This window comes from Aureisphaera galaxeae (assembly GCF_028561275.1).
In the GTDB taxonomy this organism is placed as follows: Bacteria; Bacteroidota; Bacteroidia; order Flavobacteriales; family Flavobacteriaceae; genus Aureisphaera; species Aureisphaera galaxeae.
In genome coordinates this window covers 448,552-465,973 of record NZ_JAQQTF010000007.1, presented here as the reverse complement: position 1 = coordinate 465,973, position 17,422 = coordinate 448,552, and the positions used below count along the sequence as shown (strand labels likewise).

Genomic DNA, 17,422 nt, shown 5'->3' with positions numbered 1-17,422 from the left:
ACATGTTATGAATCGTTTTAAAATTTTGATCCTTTTGTGTTTGTGTATTGTTTCCTGTGAGACCGAAGAGCAAAAGGACCTTCAGGAAAATCTCTCGTTGGAACAAACTGAAATATTGGATACCCAAGCTGATACACCTCCAGGATTGCTTGATAGCCGAAAAGGCGGGGGAAGTAATGCCGTGAGCTTGGAATCTAGAATGCAATGGGCCTCTTTTTTAACAGCAGTCACCCTACTACAGAATCCCCTCGCAAGGGATCAAGTAATGACACTAACAAATAATGGAGCCAGCAGTATCCGCCTTTCAGATTTAATTGGAGATACCGTGACCCCTGCACATTTCAATGATGCTTTTGAAGGCTTTTTTGAATTGCACAATTGCGGAGAAGATTGTCCCGACCCTGATACCTGTTGTACTTGGCCGGACCCACCTTTGGGTGGAGGGAATAATGCAAAGCCCCCCTATACTGAGTTTTTGTATGACATTATTGAAACCAACTGTCTCGAACTGTATTTCCCTTCTGGGCTGGATTTTTCCCCTGGGCCAGATTCGGTAATAAACATTTCAACCACGGCACACCCACTGAACGAAGACGGGTATAATAATGGTTTCATATTGAGTCCAGGATTCACCTTTGCCTTTTCTACAGGAGTGCCGGTAATAGACAATGCTTACATCGTGAATAAGAACATTGTGGTTGTTAGACCTTTCGTGGATGCTACAAACCAATTTTGCGATTACAACGAAATCCCGGTAAACGATTTTACCGACTTTCTATGCGGACAAAATTGCAATGGATAAGATACTTTTTCATCATTTGAAGCCACCTTTGGGTGGCTTTTTTTATGCCATAAACAGATCCAGTTTACACTTAATCAAAAAACAGCTGCACTTACACAAATCCCTTTGTAGTTCCTCACAACCTGCACCATCTTCGAACAACAAGGCGGAAACCGAAAAGCCTCAAATAGAGTAGGTGGTATTTAAACATTTGTATTATGAAAAATTTTGTTGTCTTATTTCTATGTGCTGGTTTACTAGCATTCACGAGTTGTTCACGCGAAGCATCCATAGCCGAAGAATCCTCAACTGCGGATCTAGTGGTTTCCGATGCAAGTAAATCAATGGCCAGCATTACAGTAACTCCACAATGCGAAAGCTTTATTATAACGGTAAACAATTGCGGAAGTGGCGTGGTATTAAAATATACCATTTACGACCTAGCTGGAAACTGGGTAGATGGAGGTCGATTGACATTATCGGGAAATACGCATACCACGAATCAGGTATTGACGACCGGAACCTCCTATAGAGTTGTGGTCAATGCAATACCATGTACGAGTTTTGACGAGATAAAGTCTACCATTCCAGATTGTGATTAAACCTATCTCTAAGCTTCCCCTATAGCACCTATTTACCAAGGTGCTATAGGGGATTTTGTTTTTTGTATCTTAGAAGACATAGATGCAATAACCGACCTATGAAATCCCAAAAAAGCAAGGCTTCTGCTTATTGGAGGCAAAACCTTATCTACCTTTTCATTTTACTGCTCATTTGGTTTGCCGTTTCCTATGGCGCCGGAATTCTATTCAAAGAGCAATTGGATCAGTTTCAAATCGGTGGATTTAAACTGGGCTTTTGGTTCGCTCAACAAGGCTCCATTTATGTGTTTGTGATCCTCATCTTCATCTATGTTTATCTTATGAACCGTTTGGACGCGAAGTATGGTTTCGATGATTCCGATAAAACCGAAACCCCATGAGTGTACAGATCTGGACCTTTATCATCGTGGGCATCACCTTTGCCCTTTATATTGGCATTGCCATTTGGTCTACCGCTAGCTCAACGAAGGACTTCTATGTTGCTGGAGGCGGAGTTTCCCCTTGGGCCAACGGAATGGCTACGGCCGCCGATTGGATGTCGGCCGCTTCCTTTATTTCCATGGCCGGAATCATTGCCTTTGCAGGCTATGACGGGTCCGTCTACCTCATGGGATGGACAGGAGGTTATGTCTTATTAGCACTCTTACTAGCGCCTTACCTTCGGAAGTTCGGAAAGTTTACCGTTCCGGATTTTATAGGGGATCGTTACTATTCAAAGACGGCAAGAATCGTTGCTGTGGTCTGCGCCATTATTGTATCCTTTACCTATGTAGCGGGACAAATGCGGGGCGTAGGCGTCGTTTTTTCCCGTTTTCTGGAAGTAGATATTAATCTCGGAGTTGTTATCGGCATGGTCATCGTATTGTTCTACGCAGTACTCGGTGGAATGAAAGGCATCACCTATACCCAAGTAGCGCAGTACTGTGTACTCATATTTGCCTTTATGGTTCCTGCCATTTTTATCTCCATACAAATGACAGGAAATCCAGTACCTCAAATCGGCATGGGAGGCACCTTAAACGATGGATCGGGCACCTACCTTTTGGAAAAATTGAATGGACTTTCCACAGAGCTTGGCTTTTCTGAATACACCAGCGGTACCAAAAGCAAAATGGATGTCTTTGCGATTACCTTGGCGCTAATGGTGGGAACAGCAGGATTGCCCCATGTCATCATCCGATTCTTTACGGTGAAAAGGGTAAGGGATGCTCGGAAATCGGCCGGGATTGCCTTATTACTGATCGCTATTTTATACACCACAGCACCTGCGGTGGCAGTATTTGCCAAAACCAATTTATTGAATACGGTGAGTGATCAACCCTATTCCGAAATGCCAGAATGGTTCAAGAATTGGGAGGATACAGGACTACTTACTTTTGAAGATAAAAACCAAGACGGCACCATTCAATATGTGGCCAATGCCGAACTCAACGAGCTTACCGTAGATCGGGACATCATGGTTTTGGCCAATCCCGAAATTGCCAATTTACCTGCTTGGGTCATCGCTTTGGTCGCTGCCGGTGGATTAGCTGCAGCCCTATCGACCGCTGCTGGATTGTTACTGGTGATTTCCTCGTCTATATCGCATGACCTGATTAAGAAGGTGTTTAATCCCAAAATTTCTGAAAAAGGAGAACTTACCGCCGCTCGTATTTCGGCCGGGGTGGCTGTGATCATTGCAGGCTATTTTGGTATCAATCCCCCCGGATTTGTAGCCGCTGTGGTGGCCTTGGCCTTCGGTTTGGCCGCCGCTTCCTTCTTTCCAGCTATTGTATTGGGTATTTTCTATAAAAAGATGAACAAGGAAGGAGCGATTACAGGAATGATCGTCGGAATATCGTTGATGTTATTCTACATGTTGAAATTCAAATTTGGCATTTTCGATGGTGGTAAGACTGCGGTTGATGGATTGAAAGATCAGTGGTGGTTTGGCATTTCCCCGGAAGGTTTCGGTACAGTCGCCATGATCGTCAATTTTATTGTTTCCCTTACAGTCAATGCCTTGACAAAATCCCCTCCGGATGAGGTTCAGGAAATTGTGGAAAACATCCGTATTCCCAGTGGTGCTGGGGAGGCTTTGGAGAAATAAGAAACCACGACCTTTTAGGTCTTGGTTTTTATCCTCCTATATATAAGCTTATGCTAGCGAGAAGGCGAAAGAGGTAATCACCAAAATTAAATTCAGGCATAACTCATCCAAAACCCATTTTTACGTGTATCTATAGAAAATAGATCACATGAATTGGAGATTTATCTTCTTTCTTTCTCCCATAGGCGTGCTTATGGGAGCTTTACTAGTTAAAGGCATCGGAAATCCGTGGATTATTATTTTCTGGACGCTCTTTGGCTTACTTACTGCCTATATGCTCTCTCGATATATCCCCGAAAAATGGTTTCCAACCGCTTTGGCCATTGGCACGCTCTGGGGTATTTTTCACAACATTCTAGAATCGATCTTCTTCGATACCTACCTGGTCAACAACGAAGGTTATACCCAAGTCTTGAGTAATCCCAATTGGATTCGCGCCCGCTATTGGGTGCTTCTCACAGGGCCTATTGTTGGGTTGGGAACTGGGTTTTTAATTGCTATCTTTACATGGCTACTTAAAAAAGTAGTTGCAGTAAAGACCGATTAGTATGACTTTCGAAGAATGCCTAAAGCAGTATGACGCCATTATAGACACCCTTCCCGAAATTGATCGGTTGGGAAAAACCATGCCGTATACCTCTTCCAACACCTATATGTATTCGTTGGTGAATAAAGCAGGCGAAATGGGCATTAGGATGAGCAAAGAGGATCAAGCCGAATTCTCCGCTACCTACCCAGGAACGGAAGTGTATAAGTCCTACGGTGCCGTGATGAAGGACTATGTGCTCATTCCCGAAGACCTCCTTTCCAATACTGAATTGGTTGGCAGTTATCTGCGAAAAGGATTGACCTATGTCAATTCCTTAAAACCCAATCCCCGAAAAAAGAAATAGGTCATGGGAAGGATCCACCTTTTTGAGTTCGAAGATCAAAAGTGGTTTCCAAAAGTACTGCGCAATTACGGAACGGATTTCCTGCAGTTCCTTTCCAACAAAACCAAGTTGTATAAACCCATTGTTTCCCTTTTGGAAGAAGCCCTTCGTAAAAGTGATTCCCAAAAGATCATCGATTTGGCTTCCGGCGGTGGCGGCGGATTGTTATGGCTGAACGGTGAATTGCAAAAAACCTTTCCAGAACTCACCATTACCCTAACCGATTATTATCCCAACATTCCTGCTTTCAAATACTCCCGAAAACAGGCACCTAATTTTGACTATGAAGTAAATCGTGTGGATGCTCGTGAGGTCCCTGAACATCTTACCGGATTGCGAACCCAATTCCTTTCCCTACATCATTTTAAGCCGAAAGATGCGGTGCAAATTCTTCAGAATGCGGTGGACTCGAACAATGCCATTGCCATTTTCGAAGGGCAGGAACGAAGCCTTCCCAGCTTCTTGGGCATGTTCTTTTCACCTCTCACGGTTTTGCTAACGACCCCCTTTATTCGACCCTTCAAATTCGGAAGGATCTTCTTTACCTATCTTTTCCCAATTGTTCCGTGTTTCGTGTGGTGGGATGGGATGGTGAGTTCACTTCGCACCTATTCGGTAAAAGAAATGCAAGGACTAGTTACACAAGTAAAGAATCATGATCAATTCGATTGGAACATCGGAAAGGTAAAATCCGGACCCGGAGTGGTCCTTTATCTCATAGGAACCCAAAAAACAACATGAAACTAGAACGAACCAACTCCACCCATCCCGACTTTGTACAACTCGTAGCCGAACTGGACGCCTTTCTTACGGTTAAGGATGGCGATATGCACGACTACTATGATCAATTCAATAGCATTGAAAACCTGAATCATGTGATCGTTCTCTACGAAGATGACCAAGCAGCAGCTTGTGGCGCCATGAAACCTTTCGATAAGGATTCGGTAGAAATAAAGAGGATGTACACGCTTCCCAGCCAAAGAGGAAAGGGATTTGGCCGTAAAGTCCTTCAAGAATTGGAAGTTTGGGCTCAGGAATTGGGGTATACCCATCTCATTTTAGAAACCGGTGCTAGTTTTGAGGCCGCCATTGCCCTCTATCAAAAATATGGGTTTTCGCCCATCCCAAATTATGGACAATACATAGGTGTAGAAACCAGCCGATGTTTTAAAAAACCGATCTAATTTTCCTCTTAAATTTTATACCTTTAACCTATTCACGACCGAAGTTTTCACAGAAATAACTGCAAATCGAGTGGAACTGCGTTTTGCGCAGCAAAAAGGAGCATGCAACGAAAGGATTTGACAGTGGTTTTGTGATATAATCACAAAAATTTCCTTGAAAACTTCTTGATTTTTTGGTTGGTTTTGTATCAAGACAAAATGAACGAAAAGAAAAACAGGTTTAAGAAGTAGGTTACAACCACTTATAATATCCGCATCATGCATAACGAAGACGTACTACACTCCAAAAAAGGCTTTTTAAGCAAGTATGAGGCCTACCTTGGTGAATTCGTCTATGGTGGGATCGATGGCTGCGTTACGACTTTTGCCGTGGTAGCAGGTGCCGTGGGTGCAGGATTGGACAGTGCGGTGATCATCATCCTTGGATTTGCCAATTTACTGGCCGATGGCTTCGCCATGAGCATTGGGGCTTACCTTTCATCCAAATCGGAAAAAGACAATTACCAAAAACACAAGCAGGTTGAATATTGGGAAGTCGATAACCTTCCCGATGTGGAGCGGGAGGAAATTCGGGAAATTTATGCGGCCAAAGGGTTTGAAGGAGAATTACTGGAACAGGTGGTCGAGGTGATTACGGCCGATCGTGACCGCTGGGTAGATGCTATGATGAAAGAAGAATTGGGAATGATCGAGGAAACCAAATCTCCCTTTAAAATGGGACTGGTTACCTATATGGCGTTCCTCTTAATTGGTCTTATCCCCTTGCTTACCTATGTTTGGGATTACTTCTACCCCATATCGGGAGACCGCTTCCTTATTACTTGTGTCCTCGCTGGAATCGGATTTATTTTCATCGGCTTTTTGAAAACCTATGTGACCGAAACTAAAATCTGGAAAGGAGTCCTAGAAACCCTAGCATTAGGTGCCATTGCCGCCTTTGTGGCTTATTTTGTGGGCGATCTGTTAGAGCAATTAATCGTTGGGTCCTAGTCTATATGAAGCAAATGGATTTTGATATCACACCTGTGACTTTGGCTGAGGTTGAACAACTTCGGGAACTGGCCGTGGCCACCTTTATCCATACCTACGCCGCCTTCAATACGCCCGAGAATATGAAGTCCTATATCGCTACACATTTCAATTCGGCCCACTTAGCTTCGGAAATTCAAAATACAGACATTCACTATTTCTTCATTCGGTCCAAAGGTACTTTGGCGGGATACATTAAACTGAATGAAGGCGAAACCCAAACCGAAGCCCGCTTTCCTAATTCCTTGGAAATAGAGCGTATCTACGTTTCACCCCAACACCATGGTAAAGGCTTGGGACATGCCCTGCTGTTGAAATCCATCGAAGTAGCCAAAGAAAGAAAGCTCCCATATATCTGGTTGGGTGTTTGGGATCAGAATACCAAAGCCATCGATTTTTACGAACGGAATGGGTTTTACAAAGACGGGATCCATCCCTTTATGCTTGGGGACGAACCCCAACGTGACTATGTCATGAAATTGGAGGTAAATTCCTGAGCAATATCATTCTTCCTATGCCCATAAATGGATTATCTTGTTTAAATTCGTTGCTCACCATTTTTATTGAAGTTGCCGAACCATGAGTCAATACCACATTAAAAACCTAGAAGAGTATTTTCAAGTATACCGAAAAAGCGTTGCCCAGCCCGAGATTTTTTGGGAAGAAATTGCCGAAGAGCATTTTCAGTGGAAACGAAAATGGGATAAAGTACTCTCGTGGGATTTTTCAAAGCCGGAGGTATCTTGGTTTCAAGGGGCACAACTAAACATTACCGAAAACTGCATCGATCGGCATTTAACCCATCGTGGCGATAAAACCGCCATCCTTTTTGAACCGAACGACCCCAAAGAGCCTGCAGAACACATCACCTATCGGCAATTACACAAACGAGTGTGTCAGTTTGCCAATGTACTGAAGGAAATGGGTGTAGGTAAAGGGGATCGCGTATGTATTTATCTGCCCATGATACCCGAATTGGCTATTTCGGTATTGGCCTGTGCAAGGATTGGAGCGATTCACTCCGTTGTGTTTGCGGGCTTTTCGGCAACTGCTTTGGCGACGCGCATTAATGATTGTGATTGCAAAATGGTCATTACGGCCGATGGTTCTTTCCGCGGTCCCAAAACAATCGACTTAAAAGGTATTGTAGACGAAGCCCTTACGTCCTGTGAAGGGGTAGAAAATGTGTTGGTAGCCCAACGTATCCATTCCAAAATTTCCATGAAAGAAGGGCGCGACCATTGGTTACAGCCCTTATTGGACAATGCCTACAAAGACTGTGTCCCAGAAGCAATGGATGCCGAGGATCCCCTGTTCATTTTGTACACTTCCGGTTCTACCGGAAAGCCCAAGGGCATGGTACACACCACAGCTGGATATATGGTGTATACGGCATTTACCTTCAAAAATGTATTTCAGTATCAGGAGGACGATGTGTATTGGTGTACGGCCGATATCGGTTGGATTACCGGACATAGTTATATCGTCTATGGCCCGTTGGCCAATGGTGCTACCACCGTCATGTTCGAAGGGGTTCCCACTTATCCCGATTGGGGGCGATTCTGGGAAATCGTTCAGAAGCATAAAATCAATCAGTTTTATACCGCACCTACAGCCATTCGAGCCTTGGCTAAGGAGAACTTGAGCTATGTAGAAAAGTACGACCTCTCATCCCTAAAAGTATTGGGTACTGTAGGAGAGCCCATTAATGAAGAAGCTTGGCATTGGTACAATGATAATATCGGAAAGAAAAACAGTCCCATTGTAGATACGTGGTGGCAAACCGAAACAGGAGGTATTCTCATTTCACCCATTCCGTATGCTACCCCTACCATCCCAACCTTTGCCACCTTACCTATGCCTGGGATTCAGCCCTGCCTTATGGACGAAAATGGCAAGGAGATTTCACAGAATCCAGCTAGCGGACGATTGTGCATAAAATTCCCATGGCCCAGCATGGCTAGAACCATTTGGGGCGATCACGGGCGCTATCGGGACACCTATTTTTCCGCTTTCAAAAACAAATACTTCACAGGCGACGGATCGCTTCGTGATCAGACAGGTTACTACCGAATCACAGGCCGCGTAGACGATGTGATCATCGTTTCCGGTCATAATTTGGGAACCGCTCCTATTGAGGATGCCATTAATGAACATCCCGCTGTAGCCGAAAGTGCCATTGTAGGCTTCCCGCATGACATTAAAGGAAACGCCTTGTACGGATATGTCATTCTGAAGGAAGTGGGCGAAACACGGGACAACGATAATCTCCGAAAGGAGATCAATCAGCTCATTACCGAACGCATTGGCCCCATTGCCAAATTGGATAAGATTCAGTTTACGCCTGGATTGCCCAAAACCCGTAGTGGAAAGATCATGCGACGCATTTTAAGAAAGATCGCCCATCAAGATACCGATAACCTAGGCGATACTTCCACCTTACTTAATCCCGAAGTGGTGGAAGCGATTATGAAGGAAGCTTTGTGATTTGAAATGCTGTTATAGTAGCCCAAAGTCCTCGCTTATATCCCTCATCATCTTGGCTAGGGGACGTTTCAGCAAGTCTTCTTTATCTGTATAATTACCGATTATAAATCTATTGATCATTTCTTCGGTCAAGGTGATATTCTGGTGGTCCTTAAAAAAATCAACCAACTCATCCTTACGGCTTTTGGAATAAAAAATCCCCTTAAGGTAGGTTTCTGCTACCACATCCTTAAACTCATTGTATTGGGATTCTACCTTGAACATCTTCTTATACTTTTCCAGCTTTTCCCTCCATTTAGCATCACCCAAAAACTGCTCCCGAAGTTCGAGCGTTAAATTTATATACTCCTCAAAGTTGTTCATGTCCGTGAGAAACTTCACCAAATTTCCCTTATCGGTTTCGTACCTAGCAATGTCGTCTACGCTGTTTACATAGGGATGCAAAAAATCCGAAAGTGAAAATGGCTCATCCGATTTGCTCATATTACAACTGGCACAGCTTGGAATAAGGTTATAGAAAGAAAGGCTTAGATAGGGATAAACACTTTTTGGATAGTAATGATCTAAATGAAATAACAATTTCGTTTTCGCATTCTTTTGTTTTACACTAAGGGTATACTGGGCATTGCAGTAGGGGCAGGATTTAACAGGAATCTGCTTGGCAAGCCAAATGGCTTTTGCACTTGACCTAAAGCCTTCGTAATTAAATTTTTTCTTGATTCCCTCGCCAAAAGGAGTAAGATTCCCTGAGACACTATCATATATACGATCCTGAAAACTCGTTCCCCCAGTATCCTCTTTAAAACTGTCGATTATTTCCTGCTGTTCCTCCGGTTCTGCAACCAAAAGTTTGCGTAGATTCTGTATAAGGTAATCGAGAACTTCTTGCTCCTCATTGCTCAAATTACCGTTCCAATTATTCAGTTTATCCAATGGAGAAATGTAATTCCCTTTAGAGGTCAATATAAGATCGGCATATTCTTGTGCTTTGGCGGGATTTTTAGCTATTGTAATCATGATTGTTGCCCAGCTTTCAATTCTTCAATTTCCTTTTTCAACCTCACAATTTCGAGGTTATCGTCTCGCCTGTGCTTCAGTTTTTCCAACTGGGCTTTTATAAGGGGTTCGCCAATATTATCTATGATATAGTTTACCTCTTCTAAGGTTTTTTCATCCAATTCGGCATCCGAACTTAAATGATCGATCACTTCCATGATCTTATCTTTTGCAAAGGCACCTATGGTCCCTTCCTCCATAAAAAAGGAATCCGAAAGCAAATTGTAAATATTTGCCCCAAAAGTAGGAGAGGACGTTCCGTTCTCACCTCCCAAAAACAGAATATTATCCTTTACAAGATCGGAAAGTATGAAGGGTGAATGGGTGATAAAGCACAAGTTGATTCCCTCTATTCTATCAAGGTTCATCTTGCTTAAATACTGCAAAAGATACTTGATGAATTTTCGTTGAAAATCGGGATGAAAATACAGCTCCACTTCATCCATCATGATTTGGACAAAACCATAATTGTACAAACTATCCGATATGGAAACGGACTCCAAATTGTTGAGGTGGTAGATAATGGAACTGATCACATTGATCATCTGATTTTCACCAGAGCTAATTGTATCTAGGTTGGAGTCATCCTCTAATACAATCTGAGCATAAAAAATGCTGGGCGGAATCAAGGTAATGGTCTCCAATTGTACATCAGATTCGTTAGCCTTAATATCCTCAATAGCAAGTGAGAGTTTGTCAACATTGATAGCCACTTTATCTTTGAAACCCTTCAAAAAGGAATCGTAATGGTTATACTTAAGATAATTGATCGCCCTTTTCAATTTATAGGTTATATGACTCTTGTCCAGATCGATCAACTTTAATAGATCCGGTATTTTCTTCACATAGAAATTCTTGGACTTTTCACTATAGTACCCGCTGTATATTTGTTTGTATCGAAGGCAAATTTCGATAAGCTTCTGAACTATATAAGACTCTATCTCGTCCTTGAAAGGGACTCCCTTTACCGATCTTATATCGAAGTGATCGTATATTAAGGGAAGTACTTTCATCTGGCGGGTTTTTGCGCTTTTGGAACCGGTTACCTTTTGTAGTCTTTCAATTTTTTCGTGATCTAATTTTAGCGTAATGGTTACGGCCCGCTTATTCTCTGCTATATCCCGAAGTGTAAATGTTTCGTCCCCTATGGGTTCAAGAACATTGGCCAATAGTCGTGCCCGTAACAATTCGTCTTCGCGATTGATGTTAAAATTCCCTTCGGTCCTCATAGGATTAATAACCACAGGGGTTTGGTAACCATCGTTTTTATGGGAGAGTGGCGTGATCCAGTCGTAATCGAATTTTCTAGAATTCAATCCATAATGTGAATAGTTAATGGCCACGGTATAGAAAAACTGATCCAGCCTAAAGTTTTCCAAAGACAGTTTTTCTGGATTGGAATAGGAATCTTCAATTTGCTCATACCTATAGATCTGAATATCGGCATTCCTGAATTCCATTTTGTAGAAATAATTGGATTGATAATACAGATCGATACAAAAATCCTCAAGTAGTTTGGCTGCATCATCCAACAGCCCTTTAGCGACCGATAGGTTGTAAATCGCCATGTACACCAATTCGGATATCGTACTCTTGCCTTGTCCATTTTTTCCAACTATGGCAGATATAGAAATATTGGGAAGTCCCTTGACCCTATACAAGTCCAGTGAAGGGCCTTTTACAGTTACCTTGGTTTCATTTTCGTGAAAGGAAAAAGCATTATAAAATTTATACAGTTTATCCTCCTCTAGAATTTTGCGATATTTTGTAGCAAGTCCCTTTACAGGTTTTACCGCGATAAGACGAAACGGGGTCTTTCGTATATGTTCTGTTGGTGCTTTTAAATAGGCACCAACCTTACGGGTATAAATAATCACTTGCTTACCTTCCTTCATCACCTTGTAGGCCATCTGGGTTACATCCCGGTACACCGAAGTTTCACGTAGACTCAACAGATCTTTGTAGTCCTCATAGGTTTCTGGCCTATGTTCAATCCTTTTGGCCGACATAAGTAAACTAATCGTATAGGTGTCTAACGGAATGAAATTCCTGGAATCTAGCCAAAATAGAAATTGCGTAAAGGAAATAGTATCTATGCCGTACCATTTACGGGCCTTATCGAAAACCTCAGCATTTAGGGCCGCTTGCTTTTTGGTATATACGGAGGCAAAGGTTGACCAAATGTCTTTCTGGTCCTCCAGATTCCTCTTGCTAATAAGGTTTACCGTTACCGGACTTGGGCATCCCTCAAAGTCGATTTCTTTGAACTGCTGAAAACTCTTGCTTGAAGTTAAAATGCGGACAAGAATGTTAATACGGTCTACCCGTGATTTTTCTGTCTGACTACTTCCACTAAAGCTAGAAAACAGATGAATGGGATCGAAACTAGGGCTCTTTGAGGGTTCAAAGAACTTATCGGCCCAAGGGTTGTTTTTCCGAAAGGGTTTATCCTCCCTGAGAATTTCAAAAAGATCCTTGCCCGGGTTTTCCCGATGTTTATTGTAAAAATCATGAAGTAACATGGCCACTCCCCGATAAACTTTATGCCACTTAATCATTTCAAAAACATTAAAATTTCATAAAAAGAAGCCGTCCCAATGTTTTATGCCTAGTGCTACCCCACCGTATCCTTCTTCGTTACTTTGGTGGTATCCTTTTTCTTTTTATCTGCTTTAGGGTCTTTCTTGGGCTTATCTTCCGCGCGAGCTGGATTGGCCGAAGCACCTCCCTTTACCAATTTATAGGTGTAACTATGCAGCTTATTGTCCTTTCCATATTGTACCACAACACTGTCTAGGGTAAGGCCTAAATCCTTTATGGAATAGACCGCATTAAAGCTTCCGTTTTCTTCCTTTAGCAAGGTTGTGGTGTAAGCTGGCACTTTTTCCTTCTTGGCATTTTTACCATGCAAAAAGACACTAATGTCTTCCCCTTTAGGCAACAAACCAGTAACTCGCACTTCGGTTCCGTCACTTTCTATATGCACATAGGAAGCCGGTTGTTCTACCGCAGCATGTTTGTTATGAAAGTAAATGGAAAACGGTAGGCATACCAACGTAAACGCTGTGGCGATTCCTACCCAAACGCCTGCCTCTTTTACCTGTCCGGATAGCTTTGTAAGCAACTTGGCATAATCTTCATTTATTTCTGCGGGACTCCGCATATTGGTATCTTCCATAGCGGGTTCCGAACCTTTTACCCCTACAAACATTTTGGCAACGGCAATCACCAATAGGGGAATAGCAGCCAATACATACACTTCCAGCTCGGTGGATTTCATATAGGTAGCAAAGGATGCTCCCGCTAAAAAGGTTCCCCCAGCAAGGTAATTAAGGAAGTTATTTAGTGTTTTAAGACGCTTATTAAAGGTTTCAATGCTTCCGTCTATCAATGTCCGGGCCTTGGTTAACCAATACTCGTCGTACCTTACGAAGGGTGTTTCCGCCGGTGTTTCGGTTTCGTTGTTTTTAACTTCGTCACTCATGATGGTTGGTTTTTAGGAAGTTCGTTTCGGATTGTAAAAAGGAACGTAGTTTTTGTGGTTATTATCACAGTACACCACGAGATAATCGTTCACATCTTCTTCGGTTTCCACTTTGGTCTTACCTGTGTTGTTTGCAGGTTTCGGGCCCAATTGTTTACACCATTCCTTGAGCAAGGCTTTGTCTTCTTCGGAGAATTCTTCTTCCGGTTTTTCCTCTACTTTTTCCAGGAGTACTTTCATTTTGGGGATATTTGCCTTGGCGAAGGTTATCCCAGAAGTATCCGGAGCTTCGGTAATGGGAATGCGTCCACCTTTAGGATCCACATAAAAATAAGGGGTGTCGCAATCTTCTTTGTAACATGTTATTCGGTACATAGCTAGCTGATTTACAGCTAAGTTATAAAAACCCGATTGTATTGCAGGTACCCAGTGCAGGGGATTTTTCCTGAAATATCCCCTCAACACCACCCTTCTTGGGCGAAAAAGACATCAAAACCCATGCAATGACAAAAAAATTAACATGTGTAAAAAATATTGTCATTGGGTTTGGGAGGTAACACTTCGATACAATTTTGATTTGGTCAAAATCAATCAGTGTCCATAAAATAGATCCCCTTAAAACCTTTTATGCAGAATAGACACCGTCAAGTTCCGGGATTCAGGCCTTGAAAAGGCCGCGGAGTTGACAAGTCGGTTTTCAGCCATGCTGAAAAATTCCTCATAAAAGTGCCCTTTTCTTTGGTTCGTTTCTTTTGGGCAGGCAAAAGAAATGAACGGAAAAACTACTCTACAACCCTAAACTCCTGTATCGCAGCATTGGGCTCTATAATGGTATGCCCTTGCCAGAAACTGGGATCGTATTGAGATAGATACGTCGCTTTTATATCTGGGTTCTCGGGAGCCGAGTCATATCTACTTTGGGAAATGTATTCCGAATCGAAAACGACCAGCTCGTATTTAATAACGTTAGAAGTTTCCACCTTCAACTCCAAAGAAAGCTCGTTCTGCTTACGTCGTCCCTTAACGTGTTTGTTCTTTTCAATCACCTTTAACGGGCGATCCACCCCAAAGAAACTACCGTCTTCCAGCTCTAAGTAACGAGGTCCATAGGTACCGTCCATTTCCTTGGCAAAAAGCATCTTTCCGCGGAATACATTCTGACGGAACTTGATGCCTAACAGACCAAAACGTTTTAAAGGCCGTACGTTATCGAATTCCAATCGCACCACGGCAAAGTCGCTGGTGTTTACGTAGAGAGTTCCTTTAAAGTCTTTCTTGCCTTTGGGTTCGAAATCGATGATGTATACCGGTTCGTTATCGATAAAGGTATAGTCACGCTTGGTAAAGCGATAACGATTGGATTTTTCGAACATATCGAGCTTGCTACCTTCGTGAAAGAACAGCTGCTCGTACAACTCAGAAATACGATCGATGATGCCTTGTTGAAAGTGGGACGGGGCCTGCTGCTTCTCCACTTCGGCCTTGATGGCAGCACCGTCTTCCTCGGCTTCGGTAATGGAATCCAGTTCTACCTTGGTGCCAAAGATTCCGGATTTGATCTTGAGGTAAGAATCCGGCTTTACGTTCTCCTTAAAGATGCGTTCCAGCTTGTCCGAAAGTCCATCGAAAGACACATCTTTGGACTTGTCATACAATTCTGCGGCTTTGTCTATATACAGTTTGTGATTCTGGTAGTTCCCATAGAATTCACCCGCCACTTCCTTGTAATTATAGGATTGTCTTGGCACCAGCATGGCAATGCTATCGATAAGTTGTTTGTTCAGCTCGGCAATGGTGGACTTCTGAAACCCAAAATCTACGGTGTGCATTTGATTGTTATCGCTCTGCCGAAAGAAGATCTTCTTTTTGCTGAGGTCCATTTTATAGTTATCGTACATGCGGTACTTCACACTATCGATAATATCCCGAACGTCCAGATTGGTATTGCTTACAAATACCTGTTTTAGCTCAAAAGCCTTGGGTGCAAGGGCAATGACCGTATCGGCAGGTTTAGCAACGATCCAGCCAAGCTTCTCATAGCCCATGGAGGATACATACACAGAGTCCTGCGGATGCCGTAGATCGGCCAACTGCACGGTAAACACCCCTTCCTCGTTGGTAATGAGGCCTTGGTGCTCGCCCGTTTGCACGGTGGCAAAAGAAACGGGTTTTCCGGTTTTGGCATCGACCACTTTGGCGGAGAAGGACTGCCCAAAGGCCGTTGTGATACTAAATAGTAATATGAATAGGGGTAAATGAAACTTCATAAGATGGTTTTCCTTAAAAGACGTCATGGTGTTACAAATGGTTGTCTATAGGAAGACGAGGAAAGGTAAAAGTTGTTACGTTGTCTGGGCGATTTCAAGAATCCAGACAGGCTTTCATGATAACAAGGACGCTGTGTTTTAATATGTTGTAATTTCTAGGCTCATCATTTATAACCAACTATTATGAAAACAAAGTACTTTTTGGCGATGGTACTATTAGTGTACCATGTGCATGTATGCGCACAAGAATTTGACAACATGGAAAGCTACACCTTAGGGGAAGCAATCTGCGAAAACAGCTGGTCTTCTTGGAACAGTCCCTGCGATGCTGGGATTATTGCTACCGACGAACAGGCACGTTCTGGCACCCAATCCGGTATGGTTCCAGGGGATGAGACCACCAATGCCATTTTCAATCTGGGAAACAAGATTTTCGGGGTGTGGTATCTAGACTTTTGGATGTATGTCCCTAGCAACAAGGAAGCCACTTTTAACATACAAGGAGTGGTTCCCGTAGGTCCGGGGGAGAATCTCGTGGGCGACTTGCGGTTTAATCCAGATCTTGGTTCCCCTGGGGAAGGATATATCGAGGACACCGCCTTGGGGCAGGTAGACTTCACTTTTCCGCACGATCAATGGTTTCGGGTATATATGGGGTTTGATATTAGCGGGGGGATTTCCGTGGCTACATGGTTTTTGTATATGAATGGAGTTGAAGTGATCCCACCAGGAACGGATTTTAAAGATGAAGCGGGAACCACGCCTACTTCGTTAGGCGGCATCAATTTTAGGTCGGATAGCGTGGATCATTTGTATTATGTAGACGATATCTGCAATCCCGATTTCTCAGGAACTTGCAGTCTAGGTGTAGATGAGCTCCAAACATCACTCTTCACCCTAAGTCCCAATCCGGTTTCGGAAACCTTGTATTTGTCGTCCGAACGGACACAGTGGGAAACGGCAACTATCTATTCCCCTTCGGGAAGTATTGTAAAACAGGTAGTCGCCTCAGAAGCTTCTTCCATAGACGTGCGTTCCTTGGCTCCGAGCATCTATTTCGTGGAAATCACCTCAGACTACGGAAAGGAAGTGCTGCGGTTTTTGAAGGAATAACATAAATCTATTTATAAGTATAGTGAGCCCCTGCCGGATGGTGGGGGTTTTTGGGTTTGACAACTAAAAGAAGAAAAAGAAAATCGCATAAGCCAGGTTCGGCATTTTTCCGTTGTCTGTATTCTGTATATGGACGGATTACAAAGGCCTCATACATTATTTGCCATTTATAAAATCCAAAAAAACAACGCGGTCATTTTATTAGAATTCTCGTTTAATTTAGGCTACTTCTTATCCGCAAAACAATCGTTTTGCGAGCCTGAATTGATGCCTTGGGAGTAGGGATCAGAAAGTGCTTTGACATATCATACCCTTCGACAAGCTCAGGGTGACAAATCCCTAAAACGATTTCGCCCCGAAAATCATGGGAAAATGAGGAAAAACTAGGGTGTGCACTC

Annotated in this window: 17 protein-coding genes; 12 read left to right on the top strand and 5 right to left on the bottom strand. The window is 43.0% G+C overall.

Features of this window, described 5'->3' with window-relative positions; all coding sequences use genetic code 11:
• The first annotated feature begins 7 nt into the window (after positions 1 to 7).
• The 11 genes from POV27_RS15140 (at position 8) to acs (ending at position 9,104) form a co-directional block, all read left to right on the top strand.
• Positions 8 to 802, top strand: a complete 795-nt coding sequence (locus POV27_RS15140) for a hypothetical protein (protein WP_272863633.1) — start codon at positions 8 to 10, stop codon at positions 800 to 802.
• 197 nt (positions 803 to 999) lie between these two features.
• Positions 1,000 to 1,383, top strand: coding sequence for a hypothetical protein (locus POV27_RS15135; RefSeq protein ID WP_272863632.1), 384 nt, complete (start codon positions 1,000 to 1,002; stop codon positions 1,381 to 1,383).
• Between the two features lie 98 nt (positions 1,384 to 1,481).
• Positions 1,482 to 1,763, top strand: a complete 282-nt coding sequence (locus tag POV27_RS15130) for a DUF4212 domain-containing protein (RefSeq protein ID WP_272863631.1) — start codon at positions 1,482 to 1,484, stop codon at positions 1,761 to 1,763.
• Positions 1,760 to 3,472: a sodium:solute symporter family protein gene (locus POV27_RS15125; protein ID WP_272863630.1), complete on the top strand. Its 1,713-nt coding sequence runs from the start codon at positions 1,760 to 1,762 to the stop codon at positions 3,470 to 3,472. The genes POV27_RS15130 and POV27_RS15125 overlap by 4 nt, the downstream gene beginning before the upstream one ends.
• 148 nt (positions 3,473 to 3,620) lie before the next feature.
• Positions 3,621 to 4,019, top strand: coding sequence for a hypothetical protein (locus POV27_RS15120; RefSeq protein WP_272863629.1), 399 nt, complete (start codon positions 3,621 to 3,623; stop codon positions 4,017 to 4,019).
• Position 4,020: 1 nt separating this feature from the next.
• Positions 4,021 to 4,365, top strand: coding sequence for a hypothetical protein (locus tag POV27_RS15115; protein ID WP_272863628.1), 345 nt, complete (start codon positions 4,021 to 4,023; stop codon positions 4,363 to 4,365).
• Positions 4,366 to 4,368: 3 nt separating this feature from the next.
• Positions 4,369 to 5,145, top strand: a complete 777-nt coding sequence (locus POV27_RS15110) for a hypothetical protein (RefSeq protein WP_272863627.1) — start codon at positions 4,369 to 4,371, stop codon at positions 5,143 to 5,145.
• Positions 5,142 to 5,588: a GNAT family N-acetyltransferase gene (locus POV27_RS15105; protein WP_272863626.1), complete on the top strand. Its 447-nt coding sequence runs from the start codon at positions 5,142 to 5,144 to the stop codon at positions 5,586 to 5,588. The genes POV27_RS15110 and POV27_RS15105 overlap by 4 nt, the downstream gene beginning before the upstream one ends.
• 258 nt (positions 5,589 to 5,846) lie before the next feature.
• Entirely contained in the window at positions 5,847 to 6,578 is a 732-nt protein-coding gene (locus POV27_RS15100) for a VIT1/CCC1 transporter family protein (protein WP_272863625.1), read from the top strand.
• A 14-nt stretch (positions 6,579 to 6,592) separates the two neighbouring features.
• Positions 6,593 to 7,114 (top strand): GNAT family N-acetyltransferase, encoded by a 522-nt coding sequence (locus POV27_RS15095; RefSeq protein WP_272863624.1) that lies wholly within the window; start codon positions 6,593 to 6,595, stop codon positions 7,112 to 7,114.
• Between the two features lie 82 nt (positions 7,115 to 7,196).
• Complete coding sequence (gene acs / locus POV27_RS15090) at positions 7,197 to 9,104, top strand: acetate--CoA ligase (RefSeq protein ID WP_272863623.1); 1,908 nt, start codon at positions 7,197 to 7,199, stop codon at positions 9,102 to 9,104.
• 12 nt (positions 9,105 to 9,116) lie between these two features.
• Here acs and POV27_RS15085 read toward each other — a convergent pair whose 3' ends face one another.
• The 5 genes from POV27_RS15085 to POV27_RS15065 form a co-directional block, all read right to left on the bottom strand.
• Positions 9,117 to 10,121 carry an HNH endonuclease family protein gene (locus POV27_RS15085; protein WP_272863622.1) on the bottom strand — a complete coding sequence of 335 codons (1,005 nt, stop codon included), beginning with the start codon at positions 10,119 to 10,121 and terminating at the stop codon, positions 9,117 to 9,119.
• On the bottom strand, positions 10,118 to 12,718 hold the full coding sequence (locus POV27_RS15080) for an AAA family ATPase (RefSeq protein ID WP_272863621.1): 2,601 nt from the start codon (positions 12,716 to 12,718) through the stop codon (positions 10,118 to 10,120). The genes POV27_RS15085 and POV27_RS15080 overlap by 4 nt, the downstream gene beginning before the upstream one ends.
• 56 nt (positions 12,719 to 12,774) lie before the next feature.
• The gene (locus POV27_RS15075; RefSeq protein WP_272863620.1) at positions 12,775 to 13,644 is read right to left on the bottom strand and encodes a hypothetical protein; all 870 of its coding nucleotides are present in this window, start codon (positions 13,642 to 13,644) and stop codon (positions 12,775 to 12,777) included.
• Between the two features lie 12 nt (positions 13,645 to 13,656).
• Positions 13,657 to 14,019 (bottom strand): hypothetical protein, encoded by a 363-nt coding sequence (locus tag POV27_RS15070; protein WP_272863619.1) that lies wholly within the window; start codon positions 14,017 to 14,019, stop codon positions 13,657 to 13,659.
• A gap of 407 nt (positions 14,020 to 14,426) precedes the next feature.
• On the bottom strand, positions 14,427 to 15,911 hold the full coding sequence (locus POV27_RS15065; protein WP_272863618.1) for a peptidase associated/transthyretin-like domain-containing protein: 1,485 nt from the start codon (positions 15,909 to 15,911) through the stop codon (positions 14,427 to 14,429).
• A 183-nt stretch (positions 15,912 to 16,094) separates the two neighbouring features.
• Here POV27_RS15065 and POV27_RS15060 point away from each other — a divergent pair, with 183 nt between their 5' ends.
• Entirely contained in the window at positions 16,095 to 17,024 is a 930-nt protein-coding gene (locus tag POV27_RS15060; protein WP_272863617.1) for a T9SS type A sorting domain-containing protein, read from the top strand.
• Positions 17,025 to 17,422 lie beyond the last annotated feature (398 nt).

Bases quoted from the DNA above. Each gene is read 5' to 3' on its own strand.
- POV27_RS15140 (WP_272863633.1), top strand. From the start codon at position 8: ATGAATCGTTTTAAAATTTTGATCCTTTTGTGTTTGTGTATTGTTTCC.
- POV27_RS15135 (WP_272863632.1), top strand. From the start codon at position 1,000: ATGAAAAATTTTGTTGTCTTATTTCTATGTGCTGGTTTACTAGCATTC.
- POV27_RS15130 (WP_272863631.1), top strand. From the start codon at position 1,482: ATGAAATCCCAAAAAAGCAAGGCTTCTGCTTATTGGAGGCAAAACCTT.
- POV27_RS15125 (WP_272863630.1), top strand. From the start codon at position 1,760: ATGAGTGTACAGATCTGGACCTTTATCATCGTGGGCATCACCTTTGCC.
- POV27_RS15120 (WP_272863629.1), top strand. From the start codon at position 3,621: ATGAATTGGAGATTTATCTTCTTTCTTTCTCCCATAGGCGTGCTTATG.
- POV27_RS15115 (WP_272863628.1), top strand. From the start codon at position 4,021: ATGACTTTCGAAGAATGCCTAAAGCAGTATGACGCCATTATAGACACC.
- POV27_RS15110 (WP_272863627.1), top strand. From the start codon at position 4,369: ATGGGAAGGATCCACCTTTTTGAGTTCGAAGATCAAAAGTGGTTTCCA.
- POV27_RS15105 (WP_272863626.1), top strand. From the start codon at position 5,142: ATGAAACTAGAACGAACCAACTCCACCCATCCCGACTTTGTACAACTC.
- POV27_RS15100 (WP_272863625.1), top strand. From the start codon at position 5,847: ATGCATAACGAAGACGTACTACACTCCAAAAAAGGCTTTTTAAGCAAG.
- POV27_RS15095 (WP_272863624.1), top strand. From the start codon at position 6,593: ATGGATTTTGATATCACACCTGTGACTTTGGCTGAGGTTGAACAACTT.
- acs (WP_272863623.1), top strand. From the start codon at position 7,197: ATGAGTCAATACCACATTAAAAACCTAGAAGAGTATTTTCAAGTATAC.
- POV27_RS15085 (WP_272863622.1), bottom strand. From the start codon at position 10,121: ATGATTACAATAGCTAAAAATCCCGCCAAAGCACAAGAATATGCCGAT.
- POV27_RS15080 (WP_272863621.1), bottom strand. From the start codon at position 12,718: ATGATTAAGTGGCATAAAGTTTATCGGGGAGTGGCCATGTTACTTCAT.
- POV27_RS15075 (WP_272863620.1), bottom strand. From the start codon at position 13,644: ATGAGTGACGAAGTTAAAAACAACGAAACCGAAACACCGGCGGAAACA.
- POV27_RS15070 (WP_272863619.1), bottom strand. From the start codon at position 14,019: ATGTACCGAATAACATGTTACAAAGAAGATTGCGACACCCCTTATTTT.
- POV27_RS15065 (WP_272863618.1), bottom strand. From the start codon at position 15,911: ATGAAGTTTCATTTACCCCTATTCATATTACTATTTAGTATCACAACG.
- POV27_RS15060 (WP_272863617.1), top strand. From the start codon at position 16,095: ATGAAAACAAAGTACTTTTTGGCGATGGTACTATTAGTGTACCATGTG.